The sequence below is a fragment of the Actinomadura sp. GC306 genome, from assembly GCF_004348665.1.
Taxonomy (GTDB): domain Bacteria; phylum Actinomycetota; class Actinomycetes; order Streptosporangiales; family Streptosporangiaceae; genus Spirillospora.
Genome location: NZ_SMKM01000004.1, coordinates 1 through 22,152, shown reverse-complemented (window position 1 = coordinate 22,152; position 22,152 = coordinate 1). Strand labels below are relative to the sequence as shown.

23 protein-coding genes and 2 pseudogenes are annotated in these 22,152 nt (G+C 69.0%); 11 read left to right on the top strand and 14 right to left on the bottom strand.

Annotated elements, in window-relative coordinates; translation table 11 throughout:
* Positions 1 to 68 precede the first annotated feature (68 nt).
* Together E1200_RS01295 and E1200_RS01290 are read left to right on the top strand one after the other, a co-directional pair.
* Positions 69 to 1,787 (top strand): GAF domain-containing sensor histidine kinase, encoded by a 1,719-nt coding sequence (locus tag E1200_RS01295; protein WP_131949889.1) that lies wholly within the window; start codon positions 69 to 71, stop codon positions 1,785 to 1,787.
* 147 nt (positions 1,788 to 1,934) lie between these two features.
* A pseudogene (locus E1200_RS01290) lies at positions 1,935 to 2,204 on the top strand (hypothetical protein); the annotation flags it as partial.
* 550 nt (positions 2,205 to 2,754) lie between these two features.
* Here the strand turns inward: E1200_RS01290 and E1200_RS01285 are convergent.
* The 6 genes from E1200_RS01285 to E1200_RS01260 form a co-directional block, all read right to left on the bottom strand.
* Complete coding sequence (locus E1200_RS01285) at positions 2,755 to 3,666, bottom strand: carbamate kinase (protein ID WP_131949888.1); 912 nt, start codon at positions 3,664 to 3,666, stop codon at positions 2,755 to 2,757.
* Positions 3,663 to 4,016, bottom strand: coding sequence for a hypothetical protein (locus E1200_RS01280; RefSeq protein WP_131949887.1), 354 nt, complete (start codon positions 4,014 to 4,016; stop codon positions 3,663 to 3,665). Before E1200_RS01280 ends, E1200_RS01285 begins: the two co-directional genes overlap by 4 nt.
* Positions 4,013 to 5,227 (bottom strand): arginine deiminase, encoded by a 1,215-nt coding sequence (locus E1200_RS01275; protein ID WP_131949886.1) that lies wholly within the window; start codon positions 5,225 to 5,227, stop codon positions 4,013 to 4,015. The genes E1200_RS01280 and E1200_RS01275 overlap by 4 nt, the downstream gene beginning before the upstream one ends.
* 12 nt (positions 5,228 to 5,239) lie before the next feature.
* Complete coding sequence (locus E1200_RS01270) at positions 5,240 to 6,568, bottom strand: amino acid permease (protein ID WP_207933028.1); 1,329 nt, start codon at positions 6,566 to 6,568, stop codon at positions 5,240 to 5,242.
* Between the two features lie 360 nt (positions 6,569 to 6,928).
* Entirely contained in the window at positions 6,929 to 8,080 is a 1,152-nt protein-coding gene (locus E1200_RS01265; RefSeq protein ID WP_131949884.1) for a magnesium and cobalt transport protein CorA, read from the bottom strand.
* Between the two features lie 257 nt (positions 8,081 to 8,337).
* On the bottom strand, positions 8,338 to 8,745 hold the full coding sequence (locus E1200_RS01260; RefSeq protein ID WP_207933026.1) for a polysaccharide deacetylase family protein: 408 nt from the start codon (positions 8,743 to 8,745) through the stop codon (positions 8,338 to 8,340).
* A gap of 213 nt (positions 8,746 to 8,958) precedes the next feature.
* Here E1200_RS01260 and E1200_RS01255 point away from each other — a divergent pair, with 213 nt between their 5' ends.
* From E1200_RS01255 to E1200_RS01235, 5 genes are all read left to right on the top strand, one after another.
* Positions 8,959 to 9,456, top strand: coding sequence for a flavodoxin domain-containing protein (locus E1200_RS01255; protein ID WP_207933024.1), 498 nt, complete (start codon positions 8,959 to 8,961; stop codon positions 9,454 to 9,456).
* Positions 9,457 to 9,580: 124 nt separating this feature from the next.
* Complete coding sequence (locus E1200_RS01250; RefSeq protein WP_131949882.1) at positions 9,581 to 10,270, top strand: DUF4389 domain-containing protein; 690 nt, start codon at positions 9,581 to 9,583, stop codon at positions 10,268 to 10,270.
* Between the two features lie 90 nt (positions 10,271 to 10,360).
* Positions 10,361 to 11,401 (top strand): zinc-dependent alcohol dehydrogenase family protein, encoded by a 1,041-nt coding sequence (locus E1200_RS01245; RefSeq protein WP_131949881.1) that lies wholly within the window; start codon positions 10,361 to 10,363, stop codon positions 11,399 to 11,401.
* A 274-nt stretch (positions 11,402 to 11,675) separates the two neighbouring features.
* A complete protein-coding gene (locus E1200_RS01240; RefSeq protein ID WP_165950153.1) occupies positions 11,676 to 12,500 on the top strand; it encodes an SAM-dependent methyltransferase in 825 nt (274 codons plus the stop codon).
* Between the two features lie 724 nt (positions 12,501 to 13,224).
* On the top strand, positions 13,225 to 14,154 hold the full coding sequence (locus tag E1200_RS01235; protein ID WP_131949879.1) for a hypothetical protein: 930 nt from the start codon (positions 13,225 to 13,227) through the stop codon (positions 14,152 to 14,154).
* A 393-nt stretch (positions 14,155 to 14,547) separates the two neighbouring features.
* Here the strand turns inward: E1200_RS01235 and E1200_RS01230 are convergent, their stop codons facing one another.
* Positions 14,548 to 14,841 carry a hypothetical protein gene (locus tag E1200_RS01230; protein ID WP_131949878.1) on the bottom strand — a complete coding sequence of 98 codons (294 nt, stop codon included), beginning with the start codon at positions 14,839 to 14,841 and terminating at the stop codon, positions 14,548 to 14,550.
* A gap of 277 nt (positions 14,842 to 15,118) precedes the next feature.
* The gene (locus E1200_RS01225; protein ID WP_131949877.1) at positions 15,119 to 15,376 is read right to left on the bottom strand and encodes a hypothetical protein; all 258 of its coding nucleotides are present in this window, start codon (positions 15,374 to 15,376) and stop codon (positions 15,119 to 15,121) included.
* Positions 15,377 to 15,528: 152 nt separating this feature from the next.
* On the opposite strand from E1200_RS01225, the gene E1200_RS01220 reads away from it, so the two are divergent.
* Positions 15,529 to 16,281, top strand: coding sequence for a helix-turn-helix transcriptional regulator (locus E1200_RS01220; RefSeq protein WP_131949876.1), 753 nt, complete (start codon positions 15,529 to 15,531; stop codon positions 16,279 to 16,281).
* Here E1200_RS01220 and E1200_RS01215 read toward each other — a convergent pair.
* Positions 16,252 to 17,025 carry a transposase family protein gene (locus E1200_RS01215; protein ID WP_131949875.1) on the bottom strand — a complete coding sequence of 258 codons (774 nt, stop codon included), beginning with the start codon at positions 17,023 to 17,025 and terminating at the stop codon, positions 16,252 to 16,254. The two genes, E1200_RS01220 and E1200_RS01215, sit on opposite strands and share 30 nt — an antisense overlap.
* Before the next feature lie 344 nt (positions 17,026 to 17,369).
* On the opposite strand from E1200_RS01215, the pseudogene E1200_RS35340 reads away from it, so the two are divergent.
* A pseudogene (locus tag E1200_RS35340) lies at positions 17,370 to 17,423 on the top strand (hypothetical protein); the annotation flags it as partial.
* Between the two features lie 4 nt (positions 17,424 to 17,427).
* Positions 17,428 to 17,631 (top strand): DUF397 domain-containing protein, encoded by a 204-nt coding sequence (locus E1200_RS34585; RefSeq protein ID WP_347813195.1) that lies wholly within the window; start codon positions 17,428 to 17,430, stop codon positions 17,629 to 17,631.
* Positions 17,632 to 18,269: 638 nt separating this feature from the next.
* Here E1200_RS34585 and E1200_RS01200 read toward each other — a convergent pair.
* Complete coding sequence (locus E1200_RS01200) at positions 18,270 to 18,641, bottom strand: transcriptional regulator (protein ID WP_131949872.1); 372 nt, start codon at positions 18,639 to 18,641, stop codon at positions 18,270 to 18,272.
* Positions 18,638 to 19,408, bottom strand: a complete 771-nt coding sequence (locus E1200_RS01195; RefSeq protein WP_131949871.1) for a hypothetical protein — start codon at positions 19,406 to 19,408, stop codon at positions 18,638 to 18,640. The genes E1200_RS01200 and E1200_RS01195 overlap by 4 nt, the downstream gene beginning before the upstream one ends.
* 341 nt (positions 19,409 to 19,749) lie before the next feature.
* On the opposite strand from E1200_RS01195, the gene E1200_RS34275 reads away from it, so the two are divergent.
* Entirely contained in the window at positions 19,750 to 20,367 is a 618-nt protein-coding gene (locus E1200_RS34275; RefSeq protein WP_131949870.1) for a hypothetical protein, read from the top strand.
* A 37-nt stretch (positions 20,368 to 20,404) separates the two neighbouring features.
* On the opposite strand, the gene E1200_RS01185 is transcribed toward E1200_RS34275, so the two are convergent.
* The 3 genes from E1200_RS01185 to E1200_RS01175 all read right to left on the bottom strand — a co-directional run.
* The gene (locus tag E1200_RS01185; protein ID WP_131949869.1) at positions 20,405 to 20,965 is read right to left on the bottom strand and encodes a hypothetical protein; all 561 of its coding nucleotides are present in this window, start codon (positions 20,963 to 20,965) and stop codon (positions 20,405 to 20,407) included.
* A 164-nt stretch (positions 20,966 to 21,129) separates the two neighbouring features.
* Complete coding sequence (locus E1200_RS01180) at positions 21,130 to 21,570, bottom strand: SRPBCC family protein (protein WP_131949868.1); 441 nt, start codon at positions 21,568 to 21,570, stop codon at positions 21,130 to 21,132.
* A 53-nt stretch (positions 21,571 to 21,623) separates the two neighbouring features.
* Positions 21,624 to 22,152, bottom strand: a 529-nt coding sequence (locus tag E1200_RS01175; protein ID WP_131949867.1) for a TetR/AcrR family transcriptional regulator, incomplete at its 5' end; no start/stop codon positions are given.

The following is a 22,152-nucleotide window of genomic DNA, read 5'->3' as shown; positions in this document are numbered from 1 at the left end:
TCTGCCAGAAGCACTAGCCGTGGTTCTGGGGTCTGACATCCCGCCTCGAACTCGGCAATACTGATCCCGTGGCTGACGAGTCTGGTGTCGGTGCAGACCGGGCGCGGCTGATCTTGCCGCAGTTGCAGCTCGACGAACTTCTAAGAGAACTTCATACCCGGCTGGAGGCCGCACGGGCCACGCGCGACCGCGTGCACGCGCTGCTGGAGGCCGTGGTCTCCATCGGCAGTGATCTGGAGCTGGAGACGGTGCTGCGGCGCATCACCGAGGCCGCCACGACCCTGGTCGACGCACGGTACGGGGCTTTGGGCGTGATCAGTGACGAGGGGGAACGGCTCGTCCAGTTCATCACGGTGGGTGTGAGCGAGGAGGGGATCGAAGCGATCGGGCACTGGCCGCACGGCCACGGCATTCTCGGGCTGCTGATCCGTGAGCCGCGCCCGATCCGGCTGCCGGACCTGGGCGAGCACCCCGACTCCTACGGGTTCCCGCCGAACCACCCGCCGATGCGTGGGTTCCTAGGGGTACCGATTCGGGTGCGGGACGAGGTCTTCGGCAACCTGTACCTGACCGAGAAGGCGGGCGGCGGCGAGTTCGAGGACGAGGACGAGGTCGTGGTGATAGCGCTGGCCACCGCGGCCGGGGTCGCGATCGAGAACGCCCGGCTATATCAGGAGACCCGACGGCGGGAGCGGTGGCTGGAGGCGTCACAGGAGATCTCCACGGCTCTGCTGTCGGGCACCGACCCTCACGAGGTGACCATGCTCGTGGCGCAGCGTGCTCGGGAGGTCGCCGACGCCGACCTGTCGACGGTGGCGCTGGTTGAGGAAGGCGCCCAGGATTTCGTGGTGGATGCCGCGTACGGCGAGGGCGCCGACCGCCTGAGAGGCACCCGGGTGCCGCTCGATCACTCGGTCGCCGGCCCCGTGTTCGCCAAAGGCGTCCCCCTTCGGCTGGCCGACGGCAGCGAGGCCGCCCGCGAGGCGAATGTGCCGACGCAGGTTCCGGTCGGGCCGTTGCTCGTGGTGCCGCTCGGGGTGGGGGACTCGGCGCACGGGGTCATCTCGGTGATCAACCCGCCCGGCGGCGCCGCCTTCTCCGAGGGGACGCAGCGGTTGCTGGAGGCGTTCGCCGGGCAGGCGGCGGTGGCGCTGGAGTTGGCGGAGCGGCGTCGGGACGCCGAGCGGCTGACGCTGCTGGAGGATCGCGACCGGATCGCCAAGGACCTGCATGACACGGTGATCCAGCGGCTGTTCGCCACGGCGATGACGCTGATGGCGACGCTCAAACTGGTCCAGCGCAAGGAAGTAGCCGTCCGGGTGCAGCGGGCGGTGGACGACCTGGACGACACCGTGCGGCAGATCCGCTCGACGATCTTCGCCCTCCAAGGCCCCGACGACACCGAATCGCTGCGCAGTCGTGTGCACGCGCTGATCGACGCGGCGACCGAGAATCTCGGGTTCGCGCCCTCCGTCCGCCTGGACGGACTGCTGGACACCGCCGTCGACGACGATATCGGCGAGCATCTGCTGGCCGTCGTCCGGGAGGCGCTGTCCAACGTAGCTCGCCATGCCCGCGCCTCACAGGTCACCGTGGTCATCGGCGTCGGGGACGACCTGGTCCTGCGCGTCGAGGACGACGGCGTCGGCATCCCCGAAGGCGGCCGCCGCAGCGGGCTGCGCAACCTTGCGGAGCGGGCCGAAAGCCTGGGCGGATCATGCACCACGCACTCACCCGAGGACGGCGGAACAGTACTGGTCTGGCAGGTCCCGCTCAAGAACGGCTGACTTAGGTCCCGCACCAACATGTACAGGCCCAGAAGGCCGTCCGTATCCCGCCGGTTCCGGTTGCGGGCCACTCGCGATCTTCAGATCACCGGCTCGGGGACTTTGGTCCTGCTGAGCGTGCCCCTAACGGTCCTGCAGCACCGAACCGACTGGCTGTTCATGATCGGCCTCGCGGGCATCGGCGCCGCGCTCATCCTGGGCATCGGGATGCGGATCGCCGCCGCGACCGGCGCGCTGCTCCTGGTGATGATGTGGACGGCCGTCCTGCCCCCTGAGAACAACCCCTTCATGGACGACCACCTGATCTACGCGATCCTCCTCGTCGGATTGGCGCTGGTCAACGCCGGCGACACCCTGGGCCTCGGCCGCTGGTGGAGCAACACCCGCCTGGCCAGGCGCCTTCCCTTCCTGAAGTAACCTATCCGACCACATGGGCCGCAGGGCAGCGACATCGACCAGCCGGACTCGGTCAGCCTGCCGCTGTACAGCGGCGTCTCCCGGCTGATCTCTTCGATGGCGTCCATCCCGTGGACGGTGCGAACGCGGATGCGCGGACCCGAGGCGGGCAGGACGATGATCGGTGCCTCACGCGTGTACTCCTCGCTGACCAGGAGCGCGGCGATGCTGGTGATCGCGGACAGCTCGCGGTGGGCCGTGCTGCCCGGCTCGGCGACGAGGTCCACGATGGCCCCCCAGGTCTTCGACGAGGTCGGGCGGGGACGGCTGCGACGTGGCGGGCGATGGTGCTCGCCGATTCGTGGATCACCATGGAGGAACGGAGCCACGGGGTGAGAGGCAGCGTCCGGAGGCGTTCGATCTCGCCCGAATCGGTGACGACCTCGGTCGGCCCGACGATGAGGACGCTCCATGCGGTCCTGAGCGCCATTTCGAGGGACCTCGAACCCCCTTCCGGGAAGAGGCACGCAAACCTCGGAGGGACGGTTCTTCCGGGCAGGAGGCGGTTCGGTCAGGTGCAGGAACTCTCGTTCTCGATTCGAGTGCCCGCGGTCCCGGACAGGAGCGCGGTGGTGTCGGTGAGAGAGCCGATGATTGCGACGGCACCGCGGCGGTGCTCGGCGAAGCGGCAGGCGGCCTCGGCTTTGGGGCCCATGGATCCCTTTGGCAGATCCATCGCACGCAGCGCCCGAGGAGTGATCTGGCGGATGGGACGGGCGTTCACGGTCCCGTAGTCGTGGATGACGGCCGGGACGTCGGTGAGGAGGAGCAGTGTGTCGGCCCTGAGGCGTTCGGCGAGCAGCGCGGCAGTGAGGTCTTTGTCCACCACGGCCTCGACTCCCTGGTGATCCGGGTCGACCGGGATGCCGCCACCGCCGGCGGCGATGACCAGGCAGCCTTCGTCGACAAGGCGGGCGATGGTGGGGAGCTCAACGATCTCGCTGGGGTCAGGTGACGGGACGACTCTGCGCCAGGCAGCCCCGTCCTGCCGCACGGTCCAACCGTGTTCGGCCTGCAGCCGGTGAGCCTCGTGGGTCGAATAGGTGCGGCCGACGAACTTCGTGGGGCGGGCGAACGCCGGGTCGTCTCGGGCGATGACGGTCTCGGTGAGCACGGCGACGACCTCATGGCCGGGCATGGCCCGCCGCAGTTCCCGGGCCAGCCAGTAGCCGATCATGCCCTGGGTCTGGGCACCGAGGACGTCGAGAGGGTAAGGCGCGGACAGCGCCGGGTCGGTGGCGCTCTCCACGGCCAGTAGCCCTACCTGGGGCCCGTTGCCGTGGGTGATGACCAGTTCGTGCCCGGTCGTCGCGACGGCCAGGCTGCGCACGGCCTTACGGATGTGTCCGATCTGGACGGACGCGTCGAGCGGGTCGCCCCGGCGGAGCAGCGCGTTGCCTCCCAGGGCCGCGACGATCCTCATCGGTGCCCCTTGAGACGGTCGGTGAGCAGCGCGTACAGGACGGCCTGCGGGGCGGGCAGCCAGTTGGCGGTCTGGCAGAACGCCTGGAAACGGCCGCCGTCGACTACGTCGGGGGTGACCTCCTCACCGCGATGGGCTGGCAGGCATTGCATGAAGACCGCGTCGTCCCGGGCGAGTGCCATGAGGTGCCCGTTGACCTGGTAGGGGTCGAGCGCCTTCCAGTGCCGTGCCCGCTCCTCCTTCGGGTCGCCCATGGACGGCCAGACGTCGGCGAACGTGCGGATCACGATCGCGGAGGCGTAGGAGCCCGTCGCCGGTGCGGTGTCGGTGATGTGCAGCAGGTCTTTCATGGGGTCACCTCGTCGCGCTCAAGAGGGCAGCTCATGCACCGGGGGCCGCCGCGGCCGCGGCCGAGTTCGCCGCCGGGGATGGTGATGACCTCGATGCCGTGGTGGCGGAGCATGGTGTTCGTGGTGACGTTGCGTTCGTAGGCGATGACGACTCCGGGTGCGACGGCGAGGACGTTGTTGCCGTCGTCCCACTGCTCGCGTTCGGCGGCTCGGACGTCCTGCTGCGCGGTCAGCACGTGGACACGGGACAAGCCCAGCGCCCGTGCGATCGCGGGGAACAGCGCCTCGTTCTCGTGTACTAGCACCTCGCGGCCGTGGTCGCGGCCCGGCGACAGGGTGTGGGACCGCAGCGGTGGCAGCTCTGGATAGACGGTGAAGGTGTCGGGGCCGACCATCGTCATGACGGTGTCCAGGTGCATGAACGCGCGCCGCTTGGGCAGTTGCGCGGCGATCACCTGGCGTGCTCTGCCGGCGGTGAACAGCCGTTGGGCGAGCAGTTCGATGGCCTGCGGGGTAGTGCGCTCGCTCATCCCGATCAGGACGGCGCCGTTGCCGAGGACGTGGATGTCGCCACCTTCCAAGGAGGGCAGCGTGAAGTCCGCGCCCGGGTACCAGACGGGGACGGTCTGCTCGGTGAACATCGGGTGGTGCCGGTAAATCGCGGCCAGGTGGAGGGTTTCGCGGCGTCGCGCGGGTTTGGCCATCGGGTGAAGGGTGATGCCTTCGTGGATCCATGCGGAGGGGTCCCGGGTGAACAGGTGGTTGGGCAGCGGCGGCAGTACGAAGTCGCCGTCGTCCAGGGACGACAGCAGCAGGCTGTGGGCGGGCAGACCGAGTTCGGCTTTGGTGAGCCCGCCGATCAGGTGCCGGGCCAGGGCGGCGGGGTCCATGTCCTCCAGCACGGCGCGGACCGGTCCGGCCGCCGTCGGGCCGAGCGCGATGTCGGATGCGGTCTGGTCGAGGACCTGGACGCGGGCGTCGTCGATCTTGAGGGTCTCGGCGAGCAGGTCGGCCAGGTAGTGGACCTGGACGCCGCGTTCCCGCAAAGTGTCGGCGAACACGTCGTGTTCCTGGCGGGCGCGCTTGGCCCACAGCACCTCGTCGAAGAGCAGGTCGTCCTTGTTGGCCGGGGTGAGCCGCAGCAGTTCCAGGTCGGGGCGGTGCAGCAGCACCTGCCGCAGCCGCCCGACCTCGGAGGAAACGGTGAACACAAGAGGCCTTCCTTAAGCAGCCTGGGCGGGTGGTTCGGGCTTGCCGGGCCGGGTGGTCCGGTCGGTGGTGCGCTGGTCGCGGTACTTCAGCCAGGCGTAGACGGGCATTCCGGCGAAGATCAGCAGCGTGCCCTTGTAGACGACCTCGTAGCCGGCGCCGGCGATCGCCCACACCGAGTACCCGAATGCCAGGAGCGCGATGACGGCGTCACGGGCCAGGCGCCCGCCGGAGAACGCCGCCCGGTCGGTGGCCAGCAGCACCAGGTCGGCGGCGGTCGCGTAAGCGTAGGGGATCACGGTGGTGAGCGTGGCCAGCAGGATGATGAAGGTGAACTGATCGACCAGGCTGGCGTTGTAGTTCATGACCATCAACCCGGTGACCAGGACGCTGGAGACCACCAGCCCGACGATCGGAGTCCCGTCCCGTCCGGTGCGGGCGAACACACGGGGGAACAGCCCGTCCCGAGCGGCGGCGAGCGGAATCTGGCCCTGCAGCAGGATCCAGCCGTTGAGTGCGCCGAACGCGCTGATCACCGCGCCCGCCGCGACCAGGTCGGCCGCCCATCCGCCGAACGCGGCGTCGGCGGCGTCGGCGAACGGTGCGGTCGAGGTGGCCAGTGCGGCGGCGGGCACCAGTCCGAGGACCGCGACGGTCCCCAGGATGTAGATGAGCGCGGTGACGGCCGTTCCGGCGACGGTGGCGCGCGGGATGTTCTTCTCCGGGTTCTTCACGTCCTCGGCGGGGACGGTGGCCGACTCCAGCCCGATGAACGACCACAGCGTCAGCGCGGCCACGGCGGTCACCGCGCCGAACGCGCTGCCGCCGCTGGCGTTGAACTCACCGAAGTTCCCGGACTTGACGAAGAAGATCCCGCCGACCGCGATCAGCAGGAGAGGCACCAGCTTGATGATCGTGGTGGCGACCTGGACGGCGCCACCCTGGCGGATTCCGTAGGCGTTGACCGCGGTCAGCAGCCAGATCGCCGCCAGGCCGACCCCCGCCGCGAGGACCTTGTCCTCGCCCAGAGCGTCCCAGAAGTGCGCCAGATAACCGACGAACGCGACCGCGATGGCGGCGTTGCCGGCCCATATCGCGATCCAGTAGCCCCACGCGGTCTGGAACCCGACGAAGTCGCCGAACGCTTTGCGCGCGTAGGCGTACGGGCCGCCCGTCTTGGGGTAGGCGCGAGCGAGCCGGGCGAACACCAGCGCGAGCAGAATCGCGCCGGCTGCGGTGAGCACCCAGGCGACCAGGCTGATCGGCCCGTAGGCGGCCAGCGAGCTGGGCAGCAGGAATACGCCCGATCCGATCATGTTGCCCACCACCAGGGCGGTGGCCATCCATAGCCCCAGTCTTCGGCGAGCTGGTTGCGCAGTCATCAACGCCTCCCCTCATCAACGGCGTCACCGCCGCGTTCTCAGCTGATCACCACGCCGTCGGGCTGGGCGCCGGGCGTCCGTCCCCCGGTCAGCGGACCAAAGTCCTCCTGCGGGCACGCCGGACCCGATTCGGGCATGTGGCGCCCGGCGCGTCGGGCCCCTCGGCACTCATACGGGTGCTCGAGGGCGACGGCTCGGCACGGGTGGCGGCATGGTCGCTGCGGACGAGCGGTCGGTTCCGACGGGGGAGGACCGTCGTTCGTGCGGTGGATATGGGCGTCTCGGGGACGGGCCAGTCTTAAGCCGCGATGCCCGACGCCGTCAGAGCCAGTCGCGGTGCCTGAACACCGCGTACAGGACACCGCAGACGACGGCCATGAGCGCCAGCGCGAACGGGTAGCCGAGCAGCCAGTGCAGTTCGGGCATGTAGCGGAAGTTCATCCCGTAGATCGTGCCGACCAGGGTCGGCGCGAACAGGATGGCCGCCCACGCGGAGATCCGCTTGACCTGCTCGTTCTGCGCGTAGCCCGCCTCGGACAGGCGCCTCATCTCCTCGTTCTGCGCCTGCCCGACGAGGGCGGCGTTGACCGTCAGGATGTTCTGGAGGTTCTGCCGGAAGCCGTCCACGCGCTCCACCGCGATGGTGGCGTGGTCGCCGACGTCGCGCAGGTAGCGGTGCATCTCCTCGTCGATGCCGCGCTTTACGAACTCAGCCGACACCGCGGCCAGCATCGGCATCAGCGGCCGGGCGACGCGCTGGAACTCGATGACCTCGCGGGACAACTCGTAGATCCGCCGCGACACGGTCGGCTCGCCGTCGAACACCTCGGTCTCGATCTCGTCGATCGCGTTCTGCAGCCCGGCTATGACGGGTGCGTAGCCGTCCACGGCCGCGTCGAGAATCGCGTACAGCACGGCTTGGGGCCCCAAGGCCAGGAGTTCGGGCTCGGCTTCCAGGTCCCTGCGCACCGCGGCGAGGTCGAACGACTCGCCGTGCCGAACCGTCAACACGAAATTCGCGCCGACGAACGCGTGCACCTCTCCGAAGTCGACTTCCTCGGTCCGTTCCAGGTACCGGGCGGTGCGCACCACCACGAACAGCGTGTCGCCGTAGCGTTCCAGCTTGGGACGCTGGTGCGCCACGATCGCGTCCTCGATCGCCAACTCATGCAGGCGGAATTGCTCCGCCAGCGACCACAGTTGGGTTCGCGACGGGCGGTCGAGCCCGACCCAGGCCATGGCCCCGTCGCCCATCGCCGCCAGTTCGCGGTAGGTGTCGGCCAGGCTCGCCGGGGACCGGCGGCGGACGCCCTCCACGTAGATCCCGCTGTCCATCGGACCGTCGGAGTCGGCCCAGTACGGTTTCGCCGGACGGGGATGCATCATGTGCTCGGGTGCGAGCTGCTCTTCGCGACCCGGGTCGCCGGGCCGCAGGGGGCGCTGCTTGAGCGGCCGCACACGCCGATCGACCACCAGACCTCCACTTGGGACGGGCCTTGCCGCGGGGTTCTCCACGGCGGTGTCCATTGTGTCGCCGTCACCCGTCGAACGCCGTCGGCGCCGCGTGGGCGGCTTCGCCACGAGCACTGATCCGGCCGCGGTCCCTGCGACCTGTCCGGCACCGCCGCCGCGCTCTCGCCGGGCCGAGCCCGGAGACCGCGCCGGTGACCGGCGGGCCGGGGACGCGGCCGGCCGCACCCGGCCGCGTCCCGTCCGCGCTCGGCCGCCGGTCAGCGGATGAGCGCGTCGAGGGTGGTGAAGGTGCAGCCCGCGTCCCGGAGCCCCTTGATCATCGGGGCGAGCGCGTCGGCGTCCAGCGTTGTGCCGTCGTCGGGGTCGGCGCCGACGTGCATTAGGACGATCATGCCGGGCGTCTTGGCGGCCAGGACGCGCGCGGTGACCTTCTCCGCGGTCCGCCCGCCGGAGGTGCCCTGCCGGCCGAGGGAATCGACCGTCCAGCCGACCGGCACGTAGCCGAGCCCGTTCAGCAGCGTCACGTCCGAGGCGGTGTGGGCGCCGTAGGGGAAGCGGAACAGCGGCACGGCCTGCGCGCCATTGGTGTTGAAGATCGCGTTGCGCGCGGTGGTGACCTGCGGACGAACACCCAGACCGCTGAGACGCGTCGCATCGGGAGTCACCGTCCTTCGGTGGGGCTTCCAGCGTCCGGCTCCGCCTCCGCAGGGGGCGAAGGTCCCCCGTCTCCGCGGACCCAAGCCTCTGAACGGCCCGCCGGCGAGCGGCGATGCTCAGAACGCGGGGAGGGCCGCATGGACGGACGAGAACTCCGGTCCGTCCGTCACCTCACCCGGCCGCTCGGCTCGAATGACCGACCCGGAAGCGAAGGAGCCGTCATGATCAAAGTACTGGTGGCGTACGCCTCCGAACGCGGAGGTACCGCCGAGATCGCCGACTGGATCGGAGCCGCACTGCGGCAGGCGGGCGTGGACGCGGACGTGCGCCCCGCCGGCGAGGTTCCGGACCTGGACGGGTACGACGCCGCCGTCGTCGGCGGCGCCCTGTACGCGGGACGCTGGCCCCGGCAGGCGCGCCAGTTCGTCCGCCGCCACACCGACGAGCTGGCGCAGCGGCCGGTGTGGCTGTTCAGCAGCGGCCCGCTGGACCGCAGTGCGGAAGAGCGGACGATCGACCCCGCGCCGGGCGTCGCCAGACTCGCCCGCCGGCTGACCGCTCGCGACCACGCCACCTTCGGCGGGCGGCTGGCCCCGGACGCGAAGGGCTTCCTGGCCTCCAAGATCGCTCAGCGGTCCGGCGGGGACTACCGGAACCGGGCCCACGTCACCGAATGGGCCACGGCCATCGCCCATGACCTGCAGAGCGCGGCCGCTTGAGCGAGCCCGTCGGCCGGCCCGCGACCGGGGGGCGAGGCTCCTGCGGGCGGCGCCGGAACGGCGCGAGGACTCATCCGGTCGGCGAAAGGGATGACCGGGTGCTCGACCTGATGAGGAGGGCCAGATGAACGGTCGGGATATGCCGGTCCGCGTGGACGGGCGGCTGGAGGAGCCGCTGTCGCGCTGGCTGTGGCTGGTGAAATGGCTGCTGCTGATACCGCACTACGTCGTGCTGTTCTTCCTGGGCATCGCCTTCGCGGTGCTCACCGCGGCCGCGTTCTTCGCGATCCTGTTCACCGGCCGTTACCCGCGGCCGGTCTTCGAGTTCAACGTCGGGGTGCTGCGCTGGGCGTGGCGGGTGGTCTTCTACGGGTACGGCGCCCTGGGCACCGACCGGTACCCGCCGTTCACGCTGAAGGACGTCCCGGAGTTCCCGGCGCGCCTGCGGATCGAGTATCCCGAGCGGCTGTCGCGCGGCTTGGTGCTGGTGAAGTGGTGGCTGCTGGCGATCCCGCACTACCTGGTGGCCGCGGTCCTCGCCGGTGGCGGTTTCGGCGGAGACCACGACGGGACCGGCGGCACGCCCGGCCTGATCGCCGTGCTGGTGCTCATCGCCGCCGTCGGGCTGCTGTTCACCACTCGGTACCCGCCGGGGATCTTCGAGTTCGTCATGGGGATGAACCGGTGGCTGCTGCGGGTGGCCGGCTACGCCTTCCTCATGACCGACCGCTACCCGCCGTTCCGGCTCGACATGGGCGGCCCGGAGCCCGAGGCCGGGCAGGCGGTGCCGCCGCCTGCCGGGCAGGGACGTTAGCCGCCCGTACCGGGACCTTGGGCACTGCCGCCCCTTCCGGCGGACTTCGACGCTGGAGGCGACAGAGCAGCCGTACGAAGGAGGAGTGTCATGCGAGCGATGGTGTACCACGGCCCCGGGGAGAAGGCGTGGGAGGAGGTGCCCAAGCCGCAGGTCGTCGAGGACGGCGACGCGGTGGTGCGGGTCGACGCGGTGACGATCTGCGGGACGGACCTCCACATCCTCAAGGGCGATGTTCCCGCCGTGACCGACGGCCGGGTGCTCGGTCACGAGGCCGTCGGGACGGTCGAGGCGGTCGGGCCCGCCGTGCGGACGGTCAAGCCCGGCGACCAGGTGCTGGTGTCGTGCATCACCGCGTGCGGGAGGTGCCGGTTCTGCCGCGACGGCCGCTACGGGCTGTGCCTGGGCGGCGGCGGCTGGATCCTCGGCCACAAGATCGACGGGACGCAGGCCGAGTACGTGCGGGTGCCGTTCGCCGACACGTCCGTGCATCCGGTCCCCGGCGGGGTGCCGGCGCAGGACGTGCTGATGCTGGCCGACATCCTGCCCACCGGCTACGAGGTGGGCGTCCTCAACGGGGCCGTGCGCCCCGGTGACGTGGTCGCGGTGGTGGGCGCGGGCCCGATCGGGCTTGCGGCGATCATGGGGGCGCGGCTGCTCAGCCCCAGCCGGATCATCGCGATCGACCTGGCCGGCAGCCGGCTGGAGGCGGCCAAGCGGTTCGGGGCGGACGTCACCGTCGACAACTCCCGGGAGGACCCGCTCGCCATCGTCCGCGACCTCACCGGCGGGCTCGGCGCGGACGTGACGATCGAGGCGGTCGGCGTCCCGGACACCTTCGAGCTGAGCGTGGCGCTGTCGCGGCCGGGCGGCCGCATCGCCAACATCGGTGTGCACGGAGGCCCGGCCACCCTGCACCTGGAAGAGCAGTGGATCCGCGGCATCACCATCACCACGGGCCTGGTGGACACCTTCTCCACCCCGACGCTGCTCCGGCTGCTGTCCGGCCGCCAGCTCGACGCCGGGCGCTTCGTCACCCACCAGTTCACCCTGGACGAGTTCCCCAAGGCGTACGACGTCTTCGCCGACGCCGCCGACACGGGGGCGCTGAAGGTCGTCCTGACCCGGTGAACCGGACCACGAAGCCGCGGCCGCCCGAGGACGGCCGCGGCTCTTCCGTTCCCGCCCCCACCCACGCCACCGACCGTTGACTTGCGGCGTGTTGTTGTTATGGAGCGCCCCATAACAACAACACGCCGCAAGTCAACGAGTTCGGGGGGCCTTGTGCCTGTCGGGGGTGGGGACGTCATCGACCGCCCCGGCTCCCGGCGGTTCCCCGCGGATACTTCCGGCCCATCCACCGAAAACGGCCCCCGGCGGCTCGGGTAGGCGCTACCTTCGGCCAGTGCCCTCGCAGTGGTCCGACGAAGATGCCGGCTTTCGCCCTGAGATCCCCAATGAGGCACGCATCCTCGATTATCTCCGCGGCGGCAAGGACCATTTCGCCGTCGACCGTGAGGCGGCCGAGGAGGCGCTGCGGATCGCGCCCGAGCTGAGAATCGCCGTCCAGCAGTCGCGCCGGTTCCTGCGCCGTGCGGTGGACGCCCTCGTCGCCGAAGGCATGCGGCAGTTCATCGATGTGGGCTGCGGACTGCCCACGCAGGGCAGCGTCCATCGCATCCTCCAGGAGACCACGCCGGGCTACCGGCTGGTCTGCGTGGACAAGGATCCCGTCGTGGCGGCACACGCCGCTTCGGAGTTCGGGATCGGCGGGCCGTCCCGCATCCTCCTGGCCGACATGCGCGATCCCGACGTACTGATGGACGACCCGGTCGTCACGTCGATGATCGACCCGGACGAGCCGGTCGGACTCATCCTGCATTCGGTCCTGGCGGTGGTTCCCGAAGACGACGTCGCCGACCACATCGTCCGGCGACTCTTGGCGCGGGTGCCGCCGGGCAGCCACCTCCTGCTGACGCACGCCATCAGCGATCCCGACCCCGAGACGACCGCCCAGCTCGCCGCGCTCTATCAGGACAACAAGACGGTCCGCGGGTCAAGGACGCGCTCGAACCTGCGCACCGCGGCCGAGGTCGAGGAGCTGATGCGGGACCTGGATCTGCTGCCTCCGGGCATGGTCCTGCTGCAACAGTGGCGTCCTGACACCCCCGAGCCGGAACCGGCCCCCCGGTCGATCCGGGCCCTCGGCGGAATCGGCCGCAAACCCTGACCGAACCTCCCATGGAGTCCGGGTCGCCATAACTCAGACGCAAGCCGTTCCCGCGGCGGGAAATCGTGCAGTCGAAGCCGTTTTTCGGCTTCGGTGAAGGCGCGATTCGCAGAGTTCCAGAGATCCCGAGGCCCCTCAGATCCGACTGGAGGTCGGCTGCTCGCGCTGCGGTGGGCAGGGGTGTTCATGACCCACGCCCCCCACATTGCTGGACGTTCACTGGTGGAGTAACAACGGTGGCGAGGTATGTGAGTCAGCCCAACGTTCGCTGAGAGGGTCTCGCATGGTGATCGGACAGGACGGCCAAGTCGATCTTCTGGTTCGCCTGGTCGGGTGGCGAGGAAAGGGAGGCGCACATGCGGACTGGGCGCAGGTGGAACGAGAGCTCGGTAGCGTAATTCCGCGTGACTGCAGAGCACTGGTAGACCGGTTTCCGGCCGGCGAGTTCAACGACTACATTGGGTTCTCCGCTCCCCGGGATGGAGAAATGGGGATCCAGATGCTCGGGGAGCTTGGGACTGAGTGCGTGGGGTCGATCGGTCTGCTGTGGCACTCGGGTCCGAGACCCGAACCGATCCGGTGCTCTGGTGAGAGCGTGTCAAGATGGCCATTATTAATTTCTGACAGCTGACAGGTAATCAGGATATGGCTGGTGAGTGCCTTTACCGTCTGTCGCCGCTGGCGGACGATGCGTTCTTCGTCGCTCGTACTTCGCGGAGGACACATGGCGTCGACATCGGCACGCACCGGCCACAGCACGAACTGCGCGAAAGCCCGGACGCCGCCGTGCGAATGCGCTTGCGGGGGTGCCGAGCACGGCTGGCAGGGGGCTCTCGCCGTCGCGTCCGCCCCATCCGACGCGGAGCTGCGCGACCTTACGATTAAAGCCGATGAAGCCTGGTACGAGGGCAAGCGCGGCGCCGAGATCTCCAGCACCCGCTCGCGCAAGCCATGGCCGCAGACGAAGGAGGGACAGTCGGCGGCGATCGGATCTTTCGTCCCCGAGGTCGTCCGGTGGTTACGGCGCATCCGGGACATGTACGGAGCCACGGAGCAGCTTGGCGAACGGTTTTGCATCTCCCGTCGAAAGAACAAGAACGAGCCTCGCCGGAGCCCCACCCCGGAGGAAGACCGGCAGTTCGTCAAGGACCACGTGATCCCACGGCTGCGCAACGAGTTCGGTGGCCCGTGCATCGATGCCTTCCAGGTCAAGGCTCGTAAGACGCACTTCTGGTGCGAACTCCTCGCACAGAGCGCCGATGCCCTCAGGGAGTACAACGAACAGTACGACCGGGCACAGCAAGCGGTCGTCAGTGCGCTTACCAGCATGGCCGAGAAGCGTCCAAACGGCTGGACCGCGCTGCTCCAGAATGCAGACGTGATCGAGCGGGCCGTGGAACTGGTCTTCGAGTACCTGCCGCCCCTTGCAACCGGCGGTCTCCTCACCAGGGACGTGTCTTCGCTGCTTTGGCCGGTCCGCGTCCTGGCCTTGCTGATGTGCCGCGAACCGCGCCGTCACCCGGCCGTCCTCGAGTACTGCGTCAAGCCGATCACCGAGCACGGGCCGGCGGAGGTCCGCGAGCAGGTTAAGGATCGGCTCCGGGAGGCGTTCCCGCTTTACTGGCCGCCGCCGTCCACAGCAGGCGGAACGTGATGGCGGTCTGACGTGCTTCGTGGAACACAGATCGGGCTGCGTGCCGGTTGACAAAGGTCCGGTGGCCGCTTCCAGACACGGAACTATGTGTGTGAGCCGTGCAACTTGCGTATCGCTTCGGGCCCGTTGACCTGACCCCTTGTGAGCGCGGCCAGGGGCGGCCGTCGCGCGCGGGAGTCCGAGCGTCCGGCGGAACTTGGGGCTTGGGGTCGGTGGCGGGTGAGGCGGGCGCCGGACGTAGATGGCGCGTTGTTCCTGTTTCCATCCGGGCGCACCCGCCGGCGGCCACGCGTGCCAGGACGGGAAGAGGCTTAGGTGTGAGGCGTCGCTGAGGGGTGGAGGCCGCGCGGCTGGGAGGGAGGGGGTGTCTTCCGGCCGCGCGGCGGCTTGTGGTCACCTTCTCGGATGGGCCTTGAGGACGGCTTCGACGAGGTCGTCAGAAGTAGGGGCGTTGACGATCTGCCATCGCGTACCGCCGGGGACCAGCGCCCACCACTCCCTGGTCGAGCTGTCCCACCAGCAGATGACGCCGGCGAACCGCTCTTGCAGTTTGGCGATCGTCGCTGCTTGAGCCGGGTCCGAGGTGCTCGGGACGTCGACGCATGGCGCGTTGACCGCCGCCTGCCCGTGTGTCCGGGCGGCAAGTACGGCGGTGATGTACGGGACGAGGATGCGGGTGATTTTCACGGCAGCGAGGGCCGGCCTGTCGTATGGGGCGAGGTTCTCGCCCGTGCTCGACCGGTACCACCATGTGCGGGACGCTGAATCGTAGACGAGGCTGACGCTTTCCCTGAAATGGGGCACGGTGGGATCGAATACTCGGAGAAGCGGGTGCGGCCCGTCATAGCGGCGGAGGGTTTGCCAGCCCTCGCGGATGACTTCCGTTGAGAGCCTGTCGAGATGGGGCGTTACAGAGGAGTGGAGGTCGACGCAGAAGGACGCCCCTGCGTATCGCTCCATCGCTTTACCATCGATCCCACCTACTGGGCTGCCCCGTAGAGCGATTGGTCGCGCGATCGAGTTCGATTGTCAGCGCCTTGCGCAGCTCTTCTGCGCTGTTGCGTACAATGGTCGGGTCTATGCCGGCCTTGGGGTCGTGCAGAGTGGCGACCCAGTCGCCGAGCTTTCCGTTGTAGCGTGTGGCGCGCCAGATCCGATGTCCTTGGAAGTCCTGGCGGAGTTGAGCCAACGCCTGGTCAGCGGGGTTGACGGGCGTCTCCATGATGAGTCCGAGCTTTCGAGTCGATTTCTCTCCGTTACCGCTTCCCAGCTTCCTGTAATCGCGCTACCTTCTGGAAGAGCAAGAAGCCCAAGGAAAGAAACCCCCCGCGCGCGGTTGGAAAACCGTGTCGCTTTCGGATCTTGGAGGCTCCCATGCCCCGTCGTCCTCGTGACCCGGATGTCCCGTCATCGCCGGTTGAGTACTTTGGTGTCGAACTGCGTGCATACCGGGAAGCAGCCGGTCTGTCGCGTCCGCAACTCGCTGAGAGGCTCGGATATACACCTCAGTGGATTGGGCAGGTCGAGTCGGGCAAATACGGACCTTCAGATGATTTCGCGAAAGATTGTGACACGTGCTTCACTACGAACGGAACGTTCTATCGTCTTTGGGAGTGGATCCAGCGCTTCGGGCGGCTCTCCGTCCTACCGCCGGGCTTTCCCGACTTCATCGAACGTGAGAAGGAGGCGGAAGTAATCCACATCTTCGAAACCATGGTCATTACTGGTCTCTTCCAAACTCCCGAGTACGCCTATGAGGTGCTCAAGTCAGAGCAGGCGTCCGACACTGCGAAGCAGCTTGTCGCGACGCGAGTGGAGCGACAGGAGATCCTCGTACGAGAGCCGCCGCCACACATCGTCGCGATATTCGATGAAGGAGCCATCCGGCGGCCCATCGGAGGGCCCGAGACCATGAAGGGGCAGATACAGCACCTCATCGACTTGTCGGCTCTGCATCACATCATGATCCAGATCGTCCCGGCAGCCAAGGGTGCCTATGTCGGGTTGCCTGGTGCATTTACGATCTTGAGTTTCCGAGACGCCCCGGAAGCCGTCCAGGTCGAAGGCCATGTAGGCGCGCAGCTCATTGACCCCTTTTCATCCGCGGGTGAGTTCGTAGTTTTGTAGGACGGCGATGGCCTTGACCAGGTGGCCGGCCTTGCCGGGGCTGCAGCGGAGCTTGCGGAGGAGCCGCCATGATTTGAGCTGGGCGTTTGCGCGTTCGCCGGGGCCGCGGAGCTTGGCGTGCGCCCGGTTGGCCTGCTTCTGGGACTCGGGCTTGTTCTTGCCCTTGTAGGGCGTGATGACGACCGGGGCTTCGGCTCCTTGGTAGGCCTTGTCGGCCAGGGTGAGGATGCCGGCCTTGTCCAGTGCGCGCAGGATGCCCCAGACGCGGGCGGCGGTCAGGTCGTGGATCTTGCCGGGCATCGCCCCCGACGTCCACACGATCGTCCCGTCAGGGCTGGCGATGATCTGCACGTTCATTCCGTGGCATCGGTGTTTGGCCGAGTAGTACGGCCGGTCGGCGCGTACCCGGTCACAAGCGATGAGCGTGCCGTCCAGCACCAGCAGGTGCAGCCCGTCCCGCTGGGCTCTGTCCAGCGCCGCCGCCAGTTTCGGCGACCGCGCCGACAGCAGCGCCACCGCCTCCTGGACGTACCTCCAGGCGGTGCTCGTCGATACCTCGAACCCGGCCCCGAGTTCGGTGAAGGTGTCGCCTTTCCGCAGGTGGACCAGCACCAGCAGGGCCTGACGGCCGGGGTTGAGCCGCCGCCCGGGCGACCCGATCGCCTTGCGATGCCGGCGGAGCACACCGGCCAGGTAGTTCAGAGTCGGACGCGACAAATCGACGGCGGCGCGGTAGAACAGCATGCGAGGCCCCTGGTGCGACGTGGTGGTTGTGGTGATCAACCCGTCTACCAGGGGTTTCTTCACTTCACTCGCCGAACGTCCCGATCGCGATCATGCTGTGATCGACGTCCGCCCGGACGGATGAAAAGGGGTCATTGATCACCCTGACGCAGTCCGGAGATATGAGGTACGTTTCGATTTGATCAGGGGCTCGGCAATGACCGCCGAAGACTCCGTGAACCTCCTCCGGACAATGTTGGAGAGCCTATGAGTACCCGGCAGGGGTTGGCCGTGCGTTGGCGCAGGAGCAGTCACAGCACCGGGACTGGTGGACAGTGTGTTGAGATCGCCTCGGTACCCGCGAGTTGGCAGAAGAGCAGCTACAGCACCGAGACGGGTGGCCAGTGCATCGAGGTAGCAGCTATGGTTCCGATGTCCATTGCTGACTGGAAGAAGAGCAGCAAGAGTGACAACACTGGTGGTGCGTGCGTTGAGGTGGCGGACCTGACCGCGGCCGTGGCGGTGCGGGACTCGAAGGACCCGGACGGGCCGGAGCTCGTCTTCGGCACTGACGCGTGGCGGGCGTTCGCAGGCCGCGTCAAGAGCGGGCACCTCGATCTGGCCTGACACGACCACTCTGAAGCCCCGGTTGGTCGAGATGACTGGCCGGGGTTCTCTGCGTTGGCGTCCGGCTGCCTTCACGTCGGGCACGTTGACTTTGTGGGCGCGGCAGGCGGCTTGTCCTTGCCGTGCCGGGTGAAGGATAGGTGCCGCCCTCAACGGCGAGAACTGATTGACACTCGGTCGGGGAACGCCCGGCGCCGGCACGGCCCCCGCGCGTTAAGCACGCAGGCATGATGCTCGCCCTTGCCGACGTCCAACCCGAGGAGCATCGCGTATTCGCTGCTCATCGAACCGCGAAAGCCTCCGCGCCGCCCGCGGAGCCCAGGCGGCCGCTGCCGCCGGGAATGACACAGAGCGGACGAGTGGGTGCGCTGCGCCCCGGTGAGGTCGGGGCGCCTGCGCCCCGACCTCACCCGCGAGACGTGGACAGCCGGAACCGCTGACGCCGCCGACTGGCTCTGTCTCCCTGACATCGACGAACGCGCCTTGCGCGGCCTCAAGTCAACGAGTCCCTTGCCGCCGGCCACCCTCGCCAACCTCGTCCGCTTCGCCACCGCGAATCGACTGGAATGCCGCCTCGGCGTGGTGGCCTTGACTTAATGAGCCTAGAGATCGTCCGCCTGGTGCCAGAAGCGGGGGCCTCAAGGCTGCCCTGTGCCTTCGGTTGTCTCAGTGGGGTCCGCGACGCCGTCGAGCCGGGCGACGAGATCGCGCAGGGCGGCCAGTTCCTCTGCCAGCGCACGTGATCCCTCCGGGGTCAGACTGAGCCAGGTCCTGGGACGGCGTCCGTGGTAGCCCTTGTGGATCTCGATGTAGCCGGCCTCGTCCAGCGTCCGCAGATGCCGGGACAGATTGCCGTCGGTGAGGTTCAGGGTGTCGCGCAGGTACCCGAATTCGGCACGGTCGATCTCGCGCAGCACCGTCATGATGCCGAGGCGGGTGCGGTGGTGGACGGTGTCGTTGAGGTTCTGTGTGGGGTGCGGTGCCCCCGGCGGCCCGTTGGTCTCGCTCATACCTGGACCGGGGCCGCGGCGGTGACCGAACGCAACCGCGCCCACGCCCGCAACTGGACGAGGAGCGCGCCGACCAGCAGGACGGCGGCCAGCAGGAACAGGTTCTGCGCCGGGTTGACCAACCCATCGATCGTGCCGCCGGACGGGGGCGCGATCCAAGGAGGAACCTGGCCGAGGCCGTAGCCGTTCATGATGACGCACAGCCCCCCGTACAGGAGACCGCAGACCGCCACCCCGGGGCTCCGCTCCACCTTGGCCAGGACCAGCAGCCCGACCGCGATCGCCAGCAGGGGACTGACCACGGCACTTGCCGCGAACTCGCCTCCGAGGGGCGGAGGCGCACCCTGGCCGCCGTGGTCCTGGGCGAATACGGCGAACAGGAAGACGGCGAACAGGGCTGCGCCCGTATACGCCCAGGGCTGCCACCGCACGGTAAGGCCGACGCGGGCGGCCCGCCGCCGGTACCACCAGGCACATGCCAGGTAGCTCAGCGGCCCTGTGACCAGCCAGAACGCGATCGAGAGGGATGCGGACCGGTCGAACCCGTCCAGCCCCGCATAGCCGCTCGTCGAACCGGGCCTGCTCGCGGCGCCGCCGTCCGGCAGCGTCTGCATCGCCTGGAAGGGGTGGGAGTACAGGGCGATCGAGGCCAGCGTCAGCAGGCCGAAGATGGCCAGCGGGACCGCCGCCCCGCGCGCACGGGCGCGGGTGAGTCGCCGCAGCCTGGCCACCTCGTCGAGTATCCGGTCGGGGGACTGTGAATCCATGATGCCTCCAGCGGATTGCGTCTGCCAAGTACTTTGCATTAGCGAGTACTTTCGTGTCAAGAGTGGCAGTGCCTCTCGCGGGCCGGCGGTATCCGGGCGGGTGGGCGGCCATCACGCGGAGCCCGGTGATGCCCCTCGCGCGTGGCGGCGTTTGGTCCGTTTTCGCTGGTCTGGTGGGGGTTTGGCGACCTGTGGGTGAACCGCTCTTGGGCTCGGTGCGGGTACGTCTCAAGGCATGAGCAAGCTCATGGCGATGTAGCCCGGTGGCTCCGCGGGCATCCGCGACGGCGCGTCCGCTCGGCCGGGGCGAGCGGGATCCCACGATCGCGGGGGGGGAGCACATGAGCAGGAATCGGATCGCGGGGACGGCTGTGGCCGTCGCGCTCATCGCGGCCGGTGGTGGAGCGTGCGGGTCGGACGAACCTCCCGCCCCGTCCAGCCCGTCCCAGACGTCTGTGGAGAGTTCGGCGGAGCCGACCAGGACGACGTCGCGGGCACCCGGCCGGGGGCCTGAACCCACGTGGCAGACCACCGACGACCGGCCGCTCCCGGAAGAGTGCAAGCATCCTGCCGGGGCGAGTCTGCGGGAAAGCTGTATCGAGGAGTTCGGGCCGGAAGGCGTGGGCACGGTCTCGCCCGTCCCTCCGGAGCGGGATCGAGACGGCGACGGCATCGACGACTCCGTGCAGGAGTCGGAGCCGCCCCCGGAGCAGGAGCCGACGGAGGGGCCGGAGCCGACTGAAGAGGAGGGGCCCACGGAGGTGCCCGAGTCACCCCAGGACGAGGAGTCGGCGGACACCCCGTCGACCCCGGAGGAGTCGCCCCCGGAGGAAGCGCCGACGCAGGAGCCTGGGGCGAGCCGGGACGAGCAGCGGGTGCCGCCGGACGAAGAGCAGATCGAGCAGTGCGCCGAGCAGACCGGGTCGCCCGAGGCGTGCCGGGAGAAGATCGATCCCTGAGCGCCGTCCAGGCGGCCCGCGAAGGCCCGCTCGCGGGTCAGTACCGGCGCGGGGGCTGGGGGAGGGCCCAGGGCGGCGGCTGTACGCCCTCGATGAGGATGGCCGGGTTGTGAAAGCGGAGGCGGTACACCAGGTCGCCGAAGTCCTTGCCGCCGTGGCCGGACTTGTAGCGCAGAGACCACTTGGAGCGCTGTACGGGCGTGTACCTCACGGGCCGCCAGATCGACGACTTCCCGCCGTCCCAGTGGATCATCGCGGAACCGAACCCCAGGCGGGCTCGGCGCGGGACGGTGACGGCGGTGATCTGGTGAGCCCGGATGTCGAGGCTCCTTCCGAGCCCGGTGACCCGCAGGCGGCCGTCGCGCGTCAGCGTGACGCTGCGCGTGAGGGACGAGATGACGACCCCGGAGACGACGGCCATCGCGGCGCCCAGTGCGAACGCCGGCACACGTGCGTCCAGGGCCGCCAGGGCGAGCGCGATGGTCTCACCCGCCAGCAGCTTCTCCAGGACGATGCCGAACCCGGCGGGCAGGCTCGACAGGTAGCGGAGCGCGTGCCCGGTCGTCTCGTCTGCCTGCTTCGAGACGCCTGTGACCATGGGGCGTGCCCTGCCTTCCGGCAGTGTTCGATCAGCCGGGACCCGACATCGAGTTTAATCCGCGGTCCGGGGCGGCCGGTCATCGATCATGACCGGCTCCGGCCAGCCGGAGCCGCCGGTGCGCGGCGGAAGGTGTTCGCGGGCCGCCGCGCGTGCCGGGGGCGCTATGCGCCGAGCTCGGAGGCCAGTTTCGCCAGTTGGGCGTCGTAGATGCGCTGGAGGCCCCTGGGGGCGAAGGTCTTCTCGAAGAAGCCGCCGATGCCGCCGGCGCCGTCCCAGGTGGTCTTGATCTGGACGCGGGCGCCTTCACCGGCGGGCGAGACGGTCCACGTGGTGACCATGGACGAGTTGGCGTCCTTTTCCACCAGCCGGTCCGGGGCCGGGGCGCTCACGGTGACGAGGCAGTCGCGCACGCGCTTGCTTGTGGCCGCCAGTTTCCAGTGCACCACGGTGCCCGCGCCCTGCCCGCCCTCGCGGACCTCGTACTCGCTGAAGTGCTCGGTCAGCATGCGCGAGCGCACGCCCGTGTAGTCGCCGAGTGCTTCGGCCACCCGCTCCGGGCTCGCGTTCAGCGTCTTCTCCGTGGTGACCACGACTTGTGCCATGCCGGTCATCTTCCCATGGCGCACCGTCCCACGCGCCCCACCTGCCGCGCGGCTCAGGGCTCCAGGGCGGGCAGGAGCATGGCGTCGAGCAGGGCGTCGACGTCGCCGGGCGGAGGCGCGATGACCAGCATCATGAATACGCGCAGCAGCCAGTGGGCGAGGTCGGTCGGGTCCTGTTGCCGGATGCGTCCGGCGTCCATCAGGCTCCGGTACAGCGGGGCGAGCATCTGGGCGCCCTGGTCGAGCATGGGGGCGGCGTGCGCGGCGAGTGCGCGGCCGACGAAGTCGGGCTCGTCCCGCAGGACCTTGGCGAGCACGGGGTTGGCCCACGCATGGCGCAGCAGCGCGGCCAGCGGCCGGGTGATCACTTCGGGGCCCTCGGCCTCGGCGAACATCCGCGGCAGTGTGCCGTAGAAGGTGTGCAGGTCGCGGGAGAGCAGCAGCCAGGCGGCGTTCTCCACCGAGCCGATCTGCCGGTAGACGGTGCTGCGCGAGACGCCCATCTCCCGGGCGATGTCCGCCATCGAGGTCCGGGACAGGCCGTGCCGGGCCAGGCAGCTCGACGCGGCGTCCAGGCAGGGG